The sequence below is a fragment of the Streptomyces phaeofaciens genome (assembly GCF_014648915.1).
GTDB classification, from domain to species: Bacteria; Actinomycetota; Actinomycetes; order Streptomycetales; family Streptomycetaceae; genus Streptomyces; species Streptomyces phaeofaciens.
Window position 1 is genome coordinate 131587 of the sequence record NZ_BMSA01000013.1, and the last position, 11769, is coordinate 143355.

Annotated in this window: 13 protein-coding genes; 8 read left to right on the top strand and 5 right to left on the bottom strand. The window is 70.5% G+C overall.

Features of this window, described 5'->3' with window-relative positions; translation table 11 throughout:
• The first annotated feature begins 21 nt into the window (after nt 1–21).
• The 4 genes from IE275_RS22325 (at nt 22) to IE275_RS22340 (ending at nt 3134) form a co-directional block, all read left to right on the top strand.
• A complete protein-coding gene (locus tag IE275_RS22325; RefSeq protein ID WP_189713122.1) occupies nt 22–996 on the top strand; it encodes a ribose-phosphate diphosphokinase in 975 nt (324 codons plus the stop codon).
• 217 nt (nt 997–1213) lie between these two features.
• Entirely contained in the window at nt 1214–1807 is a 594-nt protein-coding gene (locus IE275_RS22330; RefSeq protein WP_189713123.1) for a 50S ribosomal protein L25/general stress protein Ctc, read from the top strand.
• Between the two features lie 89 nt (nt 1808–1896).
• Nucleotides 1897–2499 (top strand): aminoacyl-tRNA hydrolase, encoded by a 603-nt coding sequence (gene pth / locus IE275_RS22335; RefSeq protein ID WP_189713124.1) that lies wholly within the window; start codon nt 1897–1899, stop codon nt 2497–2499.
• 53 nt (nt 2500–2552) lie between these two features.
• The gene (locus tag IE275_RS22340; protein WP_189713125.1) at nt 2553–3134 is read left to right on the top strand and encodes a hypothetical protein; all 582 of its coding nucleotides are present in this window, start codon (nt 2553–2555) and stop codon (nt 3132–3134) included.
• A gap of 88 nt (nt 3135–3222) precedes the next feature.
• Here the strand turns inward: IE275_RS22340 and ppc are convergent, their stop codons facing one another.
• A complete protein-coding gene (ppc, locus tag IE275_RS22345; RefSeq protein WP_189713126.1) occupies nt 3223–5952 on the bottom strand; it encodes a phosphoenolpyruvate carboxylase in 2730 nt (909 codons plus the stop codon).
• Between the two features lie 302 nt (nt 5953–6254).
• Between ppc and IE275_RS22350 the strand changes: the two genes are divergently transcribed.
• Complete coding sequence (locus IE275_RS22350; RefSeq protein ID WP_189713127.1) at nt 6255–7262, top strand: acyl-CoA desaturase; 1008 nt, start codon at nt 6255–6257, stop codon at nt 7260–7262.
• Nucleotides 7259–7939, top strand: a complete 681-nt coding sequence (locus IE275_RS22355; protein ID WP_189713128.1) for a TetR/AcrR family transcriptional regulator — start codon at nt 7259–7261, stop codon at nt 7937–7939. Before IE275_RS22350 ends, IE275_RS22355 begins: the two co-directional genes overlap by 4 nt.
• Nucleotides 7940–7993: 54 nt before the next feature.
• Here IE275_RS22355 and IE275_RS22360 read toward each other — a convergent pair whose 3' ends face one another.
• From IE275_RS22360 to IE275_RS22370, 3 genes are all read right to left on the bottom strand, one after another.
• On the bottom strand, nt 7994–8167 hold the full coding sequence (locus IE275_RS22360) for a CsbD family protein (RefSeq protein WP_189713129.1): 174 nt from the start codon (nt 8165–8167) through the stop codon (nt 7994–7996).
• A gap of 79 nt (nt 8168–8246) precedes the next feature.
• Nucleotides 8247–8609, bottom strand: coding sequence for a VOC family protein (locus tag IE275_RS22365; RefSeq protein ID WP_189713130.1), 363 nt, complete (start codon nt 8607–8609; stop codon nt 8247–8249).
• Nucleotides 8606–9424, bottom strand: a complete 819-nt coding sequence (locus IE275_RS22370) for a trans-aconitate 2-methyltransferase (protein WP_189713131.1) — start codon at nt 9422–9424, stop codon at nt 8606–8608. Before IE275_RS22370 ends, IE275_RS22365 begins: the two co-directional genes overlap by 4 nt.
• Before the next feature lie 89 nt (nt 9425–9513).
• Here IE275_RS22370 and IE275_RS22375 point away from each other — a divergent pair, with 89 nt between their 5' ends.
• Complete coding sequence (locus tag IE275_RS22375; RefSeq protein WP_189713132.1) at nt 9514–10011, top strand: MarR family winged helix-turn-helix transcriptional regulator; 498 nt, start codon at nt 9514–9516, stop codon at nt 10009–10011.
• A 134-nt stretch (nt 10012–10145) separates the two neighbouring features.
• On the opposite strand, the gene IE275_RS22380 is transcribed toward IE275_RS22375, so the two are convergent.
• Nucleotides 10146–10919, bottom strand: a complete 774-nt coding sequence (locus IE275_RS22380; protein WP_189713133.1) for a LuxR C-terminal-related transcriptional regulator — start codon at nt 10917–10919, stop codon at nt 10146–10148.
• A 280-nt stretch (nt 10920–11199) separates the two neighbouring features.
• Here IE275_RS22380 and IE275_RS22385 point away from each other — a divergent pair, with 280 nt between their 5' ends.
• Entirely contained in the window at nt 11200–11643 is a 444-nt protein-coding gene (locus tag IE275_RS22385; RefSeq protein ID WP_229870444.1) for a GNAT family N-acetyltransferase, read from the top strand.
• The last annotated feature ends 126 nt before the right edge of the window (nt 11644–11769 follow it).

Here is an 11769-nt window from a genome sequence, read left to right on the forward strand (position 1 = left end):
CACCTCTGAGGAGACAGTGCTGTGACCGGGATCAAGACGACCGGCGAGAAGAAGATGATGTTCTTCTCCGGCCGCGCCCACCCCGAGCTTGCCGAGGAGGTTGCCCACCAGCTGGGTGTCGGGGTCGTCCCGACGAAGGCCTTCGACTTCGCCAACGGTGAGATCTACGTCCGCTACCAGGAGTCGGCGCGAGGTGCGGACTGCTTCCTGATCCAGAGCCACACCGCTCCGATCAACAAGTGGATCATGGAGCAGCTCATCATGATCGACGCGCTGAAGCGCGCGTCGGCCCGTTCGATCACGGTGATCGTTCCGTTCTACGGCTATGCCCGTCAGGACAAGAAGCACCGTGGGCGTGAGCCGATCTCGGCCCGTCTGATCGCGGACCTGATGAAGACGGCCGGCGCGGACCGGATCCTGACCGTGGATCTGCACACGGACCAGATCCAGGGCTTCTTCGACGGCCCGGTGGACCACCTCTTCGCGCTGCCGCTGCTCGCGGACTACGTCGGCCAGAAGGTCGACAAGGCGAAACTGACGGTGGTGTCTCCGGACGCCGGCCGGGTGCGCGTGGCGGACCGCTGGTGCGACCGTCTCGGTGCGCCGCTGGCAATCGTGCACAAGCGGCGCGACAAGGACGTGGCGAACCAGGTGACGGTCCACGAGGTCGTGGGCGAGGTCAAGGGCCGGGTGTGTGTGCTGGTCGACGACATGATCGACACCGGTGGCACGATCTGCGCCGCGGCGGACGCGCTCTTCGCGCACGGTGCGGAGGACGTCATCGTGACGGCGACGCACGGTGTGCTGTCGGGTCCGGCGGCGGACCGTCTGAAGAACTCGAAGGTCAGCGAGTTCGTGTTCACCAACACGCTGCCCACGCCGGGCGAGCTGGAGGTGGACAAGATCACGGTGCTGTCGATCGCGCCGACCATCGCCAACGCGGTGCGCGAGGTGTTCGAGGACGGTTCGGTCACGAGCCTCTTCGACGAGCAGTAGTCCTTGTTCGCCGGTTAGACCGACCGTCCGCCCCCGGGGCGTCCAAGGTCAATTTTTCCGCGGCCTCCCTCGCCGAGTAGACTGCTCCAGTTGCTCGGCGAGGGAGGCCGTACTCCGTTTTCTGACGGATGCGGCGGTCCGTTATCGACGCGCTCTTCGTAGCAGGCCGTTCGTGGCCGGGTGACCACATCAGTCCCTTTATCTACGAGGAGTGATCATGTCCGAGGTCAAGATCTCCGCCGAGACCCGTAACGAGTTCGGCAAGGGTGCCGCCCGCCGTATCCGTCGTGACTCCAAGGTCCCCGGTGTCCTGTACGGCCACGGTTCGGACCCGCTGCACCTGACCCTTCCGGGCCACGAGCTGCTGCTCGCGCTGCGTACGCCGAACGTCCTGATCTCCCTGGACATCGACGGCAAGACCAACGAGCTGGCGATCCCGAAGTCCGTGCAGCGTGACCCGATCAAGGGCTACCTCGAGCACGTCGACCTTCAGCTGGTCAAGCGCGGCGAGAAGGTCACCGTCGAGATCCCGGTGAACGCCGAGGGCGAGCTGGCCGCCGGTGGCAACCTGCTCGAGCACGTCCTGAACGCGCTGCCGGTCGAGGCCGAGGCCACGCACATCCCCGAGGGCGTCACCGTGTCCGTGGAGGGCCTGGAGGCCGGTGCCTCGGTCCTCGCCAAGGACATCACGCTGCCGTCCGGTGTGACGCTGGCGGTCGACGGTGAGACCGTCGTCCTCCAGATCCTGGCCGCGCAGGCCGAGGAGGCCCCGGAGGGCGAGACCGAGGGCGAAGCGGCCGCCGAGGCCTGAGCCCCGTAGTTTCGTAGCGGTACATCGGCTCCAGCCGCTGTTCTCCCTCCGGGGGGAGCAGCGGCTGTTGCATAAGGGCAGAAGGAGACATGCGCGTGACGACCGATGCGAGTGCCCCGTGGCTCGTCGTGGGACTCGGCAATCCCGGGCCGGAGTATGCGATGAACCGGCACAACGTCGGGTTCATGGTGGCCGATCTGCTGGCCGAGCGGATCGGGGGGAAGTTCAAGCGGGCGGGGAAGGCGCAGGGCCAGGTCGTCGAGGGGCGGATCGGGGCGCCGGGGCCGACGGGGCGCCGGGTGATCCTGGCGAAGCCGATGTCGTTCATGAACCTGTCCGGTGGCCCGGTGAACGCGTTGCGGGACTTCTACAAGGTGCCGGTCGGGAACATCGTCGCGGTGCATGACGAGTTGGACATCGACTTCGGGGTGCTGCGGCTGAAGCTGGGGGGCGGGGACAACGGTCACAACGGGCTGAAGTCGATGACGAAGGCGATGGGGCCGGACTACCACCGGGTGCGGTTCGGGATCGGGCGGCCGCCGGGGCGGATGCAGGTGGCGGACTTCGTGCTGAAGGACTTCGCCTCGGCGGAGCGCAAGGAGCTGGACTACTTCGTGGACCGGGCGGCGGACGCGGTGGAGTGCCTGGTGATCGACGGTCTGGAGCGGGCGCAAAGCACGTACAACTCGTGACTTGTCCGGCCGGCGAACCCCACCGAGGTTGACGCGCCGTTCAGGCATGGCCAATGATCCCCGCCATGCCTGCCACAGCAGTCTCGTCCCATCGGCGCAAGGCCGCCTCCCGCAAGGGCCGCAAAGGCGCCAGAGCCGGTCACAAGGGCGGCTCCAGGAGTCGTCGGACCGGGTTCTCGGCGGCCGCGCTGCGGTTCGGGCGGCTCGCGGCCGCGAGTGGGGTCGCCGCGCTGATCCTGCTCGCCGGGGTGTGGGGTTCCTGGGGTACCGCGCAGCAGGTGATGCTGACGAAGGGCCGGGAACGGGGCACCGTCGTGGTGACGCGGTGCGGCGGTGAGACGTGTTCGGGGCCGTACGCACCGCTGTCGGCGGGTTCCACGCCCCGGGCGCGGGTGGTGATCGAGAAGTCGGTGGCGGTGCGCAAGGGGCAGACGTACACGGTGGTGGTGAAGCCGGACGGCGACGAGGTGGTGCGGTCGGGGCCTGCCGGGATTCTGTACGCGTGGGTGCCGATGGGGGGTGCGTTGCTGCTGGCGTCGGTGGTGGTGGCGGGCGGCCTGGGGCGGGCGCGGGCCGGATGGGTGCTGGCGGGGTCGGGGGTGGCGTTGCTGACGGCGGCGTTCCTGGCGGTCTGAGGCGGCGCCGTGGTGTGCGGTGCGACATGGGGGTGCCCCCGAGCGGCGAACGCGCTCGGGGGCACCCTTTTGCGGTCGTGCGGTGGGGTCAGCCGGTGTTGCGCAGGCCCGCCGCGACACCGTTGACGGTGAGGAGCAGGGCGCGGGCGAGCAGCGGGTCGGGTTCGGCGCCGGCGGCGGCCGCGTCGCGCTGGCGCTTGAGGAGCGTGACCTGGAGGTAGGAGATGGGGTCCAGGTAGGCGTCGCGGATGGCGAAGGTCTGCTTGAGGACGGGGGTGGCGTCCAGCAGTTCGCTCTCGCCGGTGACCTTGAGGACCTCGGCGACGGTGAGCGCGTGTTCGGCCTTGATGCGGTCGAAGACGTGCTTCAGGTCGTCGGGGACCAGGGTGTCGACGTAGTGCTGGGCGATCCGCAGGTCCGTCTTGGCGAGGGTCATCTCGACGTTGGAGACGAAGTTGCGGAAGAAGTGCCACTGTTCGTGCATCTCGTCGAGCACGGTGTCGAGGCCGGCCTCGCGCAGGGCCTTCAGGCCGGAGCCGACACCGAACCAGCCGGGGACGATCTGGCGGGACTGGGTCCAGCCGAAGACCCACGGGATGGCGCGCAGTCCGTCGAGCGAGACGCCCGAGCCGGGGCGCCGGGAGGGCCGCGAGCCCAGGTGCAGGTCGGCGAGCTGGTCGACCGGGGTGGAGGCGAGGAAGTACGTCGGCAGGTCGGGGTCCTCGACCAGCTCGCGATAGGCGGCGTGGGCGGCGTCGGAGACGACGTCCATGGCGGCGTCCCAGCGGGCGAGGGCCTCGTCGGACTGGCGGGGGGAGGTGTGCAGGGCGGAGGCCTGGAGGGTGGCGGCGACCGTCAGTTCCAGGTTCTCCCTGGCCAGGGAGGGGATGAGGTACTTGTCGGAGATGACCTCGCCCTGCTCGGTGACCTTGATCTCGCCCTCCAGGGTGCCCCAGGGCTGGGCGAGGATCGCGTCGTGGGAGGGGCCGCCGCCGCGGCCGACGGTGCCGCCGCGGCCGTGGAACAGGCGGAGCCGGACGCCGTAGCGGTGGGCGACGTCGCGCAGGCGCCGCTGGGCGCGGTGGATCTCCCACTGCGAGGTCGTGATGCCGCCGAACTTGGAGGAGTCGGAGTAGCCGAGCATGACCTCCTGGACGTCGCCGCGGAGTGCGACGAGGCGCCGGTAGGAGGGGTCGGCGAGCATCTCCTCGAGGATGGTGTCGGCGGCCTTCAGCTCGTCGGTGGTCTCCAGCAGGGGGACGATGCCGATCTTGGCCCAGCCGGCGTGCAGGTCGATCAGGCCGGCCTCGCGGGCCAGGACGGCGGCGGCGAACACGTCGTCCGCGCCCTGGCACATCGAGATGATGTAGGACTCGACGACCTCGGGTCCGAAGACCTCCAGGGCGCGCTTGACGGTGAGGAAGACGCCGAGGGTCTTCTCGCCGGCCGCGTCGACGGGGGCCGGGGTGCCGGCCAGCGGCCGCCGCGAGCGCAGTTCCTTGGCGAGGAGCTTGGTGCGGTACTCGCGGGGCATGTCGGTGTAGCGCCAGGACTCCTCGCCCAGGCGGTCGAAGAGCTGGCCGAGGGCGTGGTGGTGGGCGTCGGCGTGTTCGCGGACGTCCATGGTGGCGAGCTGGAGGCCGAAGGCGGCGAGGGTGCGCAGGGTGCGGTTCAGCCGGCCGTCCGCGATCAGTCCGCCGCGGTGTGCGCGCAGGGAGGTCTGGATCAGGGCGAGGTCCTGGAGCAGCTCGCTGGTGCCGAGGTAGTCGCGGCCGGGCTGGTGCGGGGTGCCCTTGGCGAGGCGCTGCTTGGTGTTCTCCAGCTTCTGCCGGATGCAGGTGGCCTTGAGGCGGTAGGGCTCTTCGGCGTTGAGGCGCTTGTAGCGGGGGCTGATCTCGGGGAGGCGTTCCAGGTCGCCCTTGAGGGAGTCCAGGAGGTCTTCGGTGGCGCCTGTGTAGCGGATGGAGTTGGAGAGGAAGCCGCGGAGTTCGTCGATCATCTTCAGGGCGTCGTTGATGCCGTGTTCGTGCTGGAGGATGAGGACGTCCCAGGTCACCTGGGGGGTGACGTTGGGGTTGCCGTCGCGGTCGCCGCCGATCCAGGTGCCGAAGGTGAGGGGGCGGGTGTCCTCGGGGAGGTGGACGCCCACGCGCTCGAGCTCGCAGGTCAGGTCCTCCAGGACGTCGCCCACCGCGTTGGCGTGCAGTTCGTCGAGGTAGTAGATGGCGTTGCGGGCCTCGTCGGAGGGCTCGGGGCGGACGACGCGGAGTTCGTCGGTCTGCCAGACGAGGTCGATGTTCTCGGCGAGGCGGGTGTCGTGGCGCCGGCGGTCGGACTCGATGACCGGGGTCTCCAGAAGCGCGGCGATGCGCCGGAGCTTGTTGAGTACCGACCGGCGCGCGGCCTCGGTGGGGTGTGCGGTGAACACCGGGCGCACGTTGAGGTTGCGGACCGTCGCGTGGACGTGCTCGGGGTCGGCGTCCTTGAGGCGGTCGGCGGTGCGGGCGAGGAGGCCGCCCTCGGCGGCGCGCCGGGCGCGCAGCTCGCGGCCGCGGTGCACCTGCTCGGTGACGTTGGCGAGGTGGAAGTAGGTGGAGAAGGCGCGGACCAGCTTGGCCGCGGTCTCCAGCTCCGTGCCGCGCAGCAGTTCGGCGGCGGCTTCGCCGTCCTCGCGGGTGAGGCGGCGGACCTTCTCGACCAGGTCGAGGAGCTCGGGCCCTTCCTGCCGGACGAGGGTCTCACCGAGGAGGTCGCCCAGTCGGCGGATGTCGGCGCGCAGCTCGGGGCTGGTCGTCGTCTGGTCGTCGGCACTGCTCACAGGTGCGGCTCCTTGCAGTGTTGAAGCTCGTCCGGGAGGGAACCCGGGCGCCGTTCGCGCGGCGGCGTGCCGCATACGAGCCGGACATCCGGGAAGAAACAGAGCGGACCGCGCTGTCCGACCGTCTCCAAGGATAGGTGCCGGGTCGGACGCGCAGACACGGGCTCTTGCCGCCGAGCAGCGCGCTGCCATACTTACGATGCCGTAGGTTACGGAACCGTAGGAAGCTGTACATAAGCGACTGCGAGTGTGGCCGTGACCCGGCGACCCACCACAACCCTCGACCCCACAAGGGGACACGCATGACCACGAGCTCCGATGTGATCGACGACGCCCCGGGGCCGGACGGCGCCGAGCTGCCTTCCGCGACGCTCGGGGGCGAGAAGAAGCGTTCGCTCGAACAGATCACGCTTCTGCTCTTCATCACCGTGCCGTTCCTCGCGCTGCTCGCGGCGGTGCCGCTGGCGTGGGGCTGGGGGGTGAGCTGGCTGGACCTCGGCCTGCTGGTCTTCATGTACTACCTCGGCTGCCACGGCATCACGATCGGTTTCCACCGGTACTTCACCCACGGTTCCTTCAAGGCCAAGCGGCCGTTGCGGATCGCGTTGGCGGTCATGGGGTCGATGGCGGTGGAGGGTCCGCTGGTCCGCTGGGTGGCGGACCACCGCAAGCACCACAAGTTCTCGGACGCGGAGGGTGACCCGCACTCGCCGTGGCGGTTCGGGGAGACGGTCCCCGCGCTGATGAAGGGCCTGTGGTGGGCACACATCGCATGGATGTTCGACGAGGAGCAGACCCCGCAGGACAAGTACGCGCCGGATCTGGTCAAGGACCCCGCGATCCGGGCGATCTCGCGTCAGTTCATCTTCTGGACGATGCTGTCGCTGGCGCTGCCGCCGCTGGTGGGCGGTCTGGTGACGATGTCCTGGTGGGGCGCGTTCACGGCGTTCTTCTGGGGTTCACTGGTGCGGGTGGCGCTGCTGCACCACGTGACCTGGTCGATCAACTCGATCTGCCACGCGGTGGGCAAGCGGCCGTTCAAGTCGCGGGACCGGTCCGGGAACGTGTGGTGGCTGGCGATCCTGTCCTGCGGCGAGTCCTGGCACAACCTGCACCACGCGGACCCGACGTCGGCGCGGCACGGGGTGGAGCGCGGACAGTTGGACTCCTCCGCCCGGTTCATCCGCTGGTTCGAGCTGGCCGGGTGGGCGTACGACGTGCGCTGGCCGTCACGCTCGCGTATCGATTCGCGACGCAACACGGGTGAGGGCGGCTCCCGGCGCCGGAAGGCGACCGCCGACGCGGCATGATGGACGGCGTGGCGACCGATCCCAGCAGCACCCCGAGCAACGAAGCGAAGCCCAGACGCGCGCGTCGGACCCGGATGACGGGTGCGGAGCGCCGGCAGCAGCTGCTCGAGATCGGTCGCACACTGTTCGCCGCGAAGGGCTTCGAGGGCACGTCGGTGGAGGAGATCGCGGCGAAGGCCGGGGTGTCCAAGCCGGTGGTGTACGAGCACTTCGGCGGCAAGGAGGGGCTGTACGCGGTCGTCGTGGACCGGGAGATGCGCCGCCTGCTGGACATGGTCACCGGTTCGCTGACGGCGGGCCATCCGCGGGAGCTGTGCGAGCAGGCCGCCTTCGCGCTCCTGGACTACATCGAGGAGTACACGGACGGTTTCCGGATCCTGGTCCGCGACTCGCCGATCCCCCAGTCGACGGGGTCGTTCGCCTCGCTGATCTCGGACATCGCGACGCAGGTGGAGGACATCCTGGGCCGCGAGTTCAAGAACCGCGGCTTCGATTCGAAGCTGGCTCCGCTGTACGCGCAGGCGCTGGTCGGCATGGTGGCCCTGACCGGGCAGTGGTGGCTGGACGTACGCCGGCCGAAGAAGGCGGAGGTCGCGGCGCATCTGGTGAATCTGGCGTGGCACGGCCTGGACGGCCTGGAGGCCAAGCCGCATCTCATCGGGCGGCGCAAGGCGTGACGGGACGCCCCCGTGGGCCCGTCGACGGACGGTTCCCCGGGGGCGCCTGGCTCATCAGTGTTTGAAGACGTCCTTCGCCTTCTCCTTGGCCTGGCGTGCGTCGCCCTTGGCCTGACCGGCGCGCCCCTCGGTCTCCATCCGCGCGTCACCCGTGGCCCGGCCGACGACTTCCTCGACCTTGCCCTTGATCTGTTCCTTCTTGGCCTTGGCCTTCTGTTCCTTCGCCACTCCGGATCACTCCCAGCGACATGCGACGTTTGACGTTTGACGTTTGACGTCCTCGTCCGGGTGGCCGTGTGCGCGCCGCTCAAACCCCGGGTTCGAGGAACTCCAGCCGGTTGCCGACGGGGTCCCAGGCGTAGAAGCGCCGGTGTCCCGGCAGGTCGGAGTCCTGGAGCACGCGGACGCCGTGGCTCTCCAGCCGGGCGGCGCAGGCCTCGATGCCGGTGACCCGCAGCCCGGGGTGGGCCTTCGGGGACGGGCGGAAGCCGGGGTCGATCCCGAGGTGGAGCCGGACGGTCCCCGCCCGGAACCAGCAGCCGCCGCGCGCGGCGAGCACGGGTGGCTTGGGGATCTCGGTCATGCCGAGGACGCCGGTGTAGAAGGAGCGCAGCAGGTCCTCGGAGCCGGGCGGTGCCGCCAGCTGGACATGGTCCAGGGAGACGATCATCGCGCCTGCCTGGTGGCCACCGCGAACAGGCGCCGGAACGGCAGGACCGTCCCGTACTCGGCGCTCGGGTAGGCCTCGCGGAGCAGGTCGCGGTATTCGGCGAGGAAGGCGTCCCGGGCGTCGGGGTCGTCGCCGAGGGCGTCGAGGACGGGGCGCAGTCCGGTGCCCTTGACCCAGTCCAGGACGGGGTCCTCGCCGTGCAGGACGTGCTGGTACGTGGTGGTCCAGACGTCGGTCGCGCAGCCGAGGCGGGCGAGCCGGTCGAGGTAGCGGCCGGGGCTGTGGACGGAGTCCTCGTGACGCAGTACGTCGGCGAGGCGGGCCCGCCAGCGGGGGGTGCGGGCGAGGTCACGCATGAGGGCGTGCAGGGGCGCGTCGGTGTTGTGGGGGACCTGGAAGGCGAAGGTGCCGCCGGGGGCGAGGCCGTCGAGCCAGGCGGGGAAGGCGTCGAGGTGGCCCGGGACCCAGTGCAGGGCGGCGTTCGAGACGAGCAGGTCGTAGGTCTCGTCGGGTGTCCAGGTGGTGAGGTCGGCGTACGCGAAGTCGAGGCGGGCGCCGGCGTGCGCCTGGGCGTCGGCGAGCATCTCGGGCGAGTTGTCGTAGCCGGTGACGCGGGCGGTGGGCCAGCGGTCGGCGAGGACGGTGGTGACGTTGCCGGGGCCGCAGCCGAGGTCGGCGATCCGGGGCGGGTCGCCGGGCAGGGCCGGGACGCGGGCGAGGAGGTCGGTGAAGGGGCGGGCGCGGTGGCCGGCGTGACGGAGGTACTGGGCGGGGTCCCAGGTGGGGTTGGCCGGGTCGGTCGGGGCGTGGGTCATGTCGTCCACTCTCCCGCCGAACTTATCTCGACGTCAAGAGACTCGACATCAAGAGACTTCATGTCGACACAACCACTACACTGATCGTCATGGAGGACGAGGTCGATCGGCTGGTCGCAGCGTGGCGCCGGGAGCGCCCGGACCTCGACGTGGAGCCGCTGGAAGTACTCAGCCGGGTGAGCAGACTGGCCCGGCACCTGGACCGGGCACGCCGCCTGGCGTTCTCCGAGCATCAGCTGGAGCCCTGGGAGTTCGACGTCCTGACGGCGCTCAGGCGGGCGGGCGCCCCCTACCAGCTCTCACCGGGGCAGCTGCTGACGCAGACGCTGGTCACCTCGGGCACGATGACGAACCGTATCGACCGGCTGGCGAAGAAGGGCCTGGTGGAGCGGCTGCCGGACCCCAGTGACCGGCGCGGTGTGCTGGTCCGGCTCACGGACGACGGCAAGGACCGCGCCGACCAGGCGCTCGCCGGACTGCTCGACCAGGAGCGGGCGATCCTGGCCGAGCTGTCGCACGCCCAGCGCGGCGACCTGGCGGCACTGCTGCGCCAGCTGACCGCGCCGTTCGACAACATCCCCGGCTGAGACGCCTGGGACGCCGGGGTCCCGACGCCTGCGACGCCGGGACCGGCCGTACGAATCCCGGCTCAGGCAGTGAAGCCGGGAGTCGACCCTGCGGATCCCGCCGCGGACGCGGGACGCACCCGTGCCGCCGTCCGTCAGGCGCTGCTGCTCTCCTCCGACATGATCCGCCCGGTCGGCCCCAGATCCACGGGCCCCACACCGGCCCGGCGGGCGAGCGCGACCGCGGCGAGCGTGGAGTGGACGCCGAGCTTGCCGAGGACGTTCTGCATATGGGTGCGGACGGTGTGCGGCGAGAGGAACAGCCGTTCGGCGACGGCCTTGCGGCCCAGGCCCGCGACCATGCAGCGCAGCACCTCCCGCTCCCTCGGCGTGAGGGACTCCACCAGCCGCTCGCTCTCGGTGCGGTGCTTGCGGGCGGCCGTCAACTCCCGCAGTACGCCCGTGAGCAGGGCCGGCGGCAGATGGGTCTCCTCGCGCAGCACCCCGCGGATGACGGTGAGCAGCCGGGACAGCGAGCAGTCCTTCGCCACCCAGCCGGAGGCGCCGGCCTGGAGGGCGAGCGCGGCGCGGCGCGGGTCGTCCTTCTCGGCGAGGACGACGATCCGGACGTGGGGCTGCGCGCCCCGCACCCCGGCGACGAGCGAGAGCCCGTCGACCAGGCCGTCCTCGCCGACCTCCTGCACCGGCACGGCCGGCCGTATGCCCGGCAGGCCGGCGCCGAGATCGGCGTCGACGAGCAGGACGTCGTAGCGGCGCCCCTCGGCGGCCGCGCGCTCCAGACTGCGCAGCGCCGCCGGGCCGCTGCCGGCCGCGGAGACGTCGACGTCCGGCTCGGCGGCGAGCGCTGCGGCCAGCGACTCGGCGAAGATACGGTGATCGTCGACGACCAGGACTCGGATACGAACCACGAAACCCCCTTCCCCAAGCTCCTTGTCAGAGCAGGGGATACCCCAAGGCCGGAGACGGAGAACGACGACCGGCGCGGGTACGACGCCCGGGGAGGATGCCGCTGCCGCACGGCCGCCGCCGTGCAGAGACTGCTTACCCCCACCGCGGGCGTCGTACCCGACTGTCTCGCCCCCTGATCAGCACCGGCCCCCACCGGCGCTGTTCACAGGGTAGGGCTGTGGGCGGGCAGCGGAAGGCAAATTGCAGAACTGATTGGCCAGCGCGTTTATGGTGTGCTGCATGTTTCGTCTTGAGACAGAAGTCGACAAGGGTCGGCGCGATCTTCTCCGTTCCCGGCTCCTCGACACCAACACGACCGCCTCCCCAATCCTGCGGGCCCTGCGCGGCACGCCCGCGGAGCGCGAGACGCCGCTGCACGTCTGGGCCTCGGACTCCGAGGGCGCCCTCGCCGGCGGGCTGGTCGGCCACACCTGGACCACCTGGCTGCACGTCACCTACCTCTGGGTCGACGAACGTCACCGCGGCACCGGCCTGGGCACCCGCCTGCTGGCCCGGGCCGAGGAGGTCGCCGCCGAGGAACGCGGCTGCCGCCGGGTGCGCCTGGAGACCTGGGACTTCCAGGCCCCGGACTTCTACCGGAAGCAGGGCTACGAGGTGGTGTGCGTGATCGAGGACTACCCACCGGGTCTGACGGAGTACACGCTGACCAAGCGGCTGGGGTGAGCCCGGGGGTTCACAGCAGGGCGGCGCTCTCCGGTACGGCGTCGGCCTCCCGCTCCTCCCGCGTGCCGCCCGGCTGGAGGTCCTCCTCGTCCCCGGGCTGCCGCCCCTCGGGCAGCCGCCCCGGCC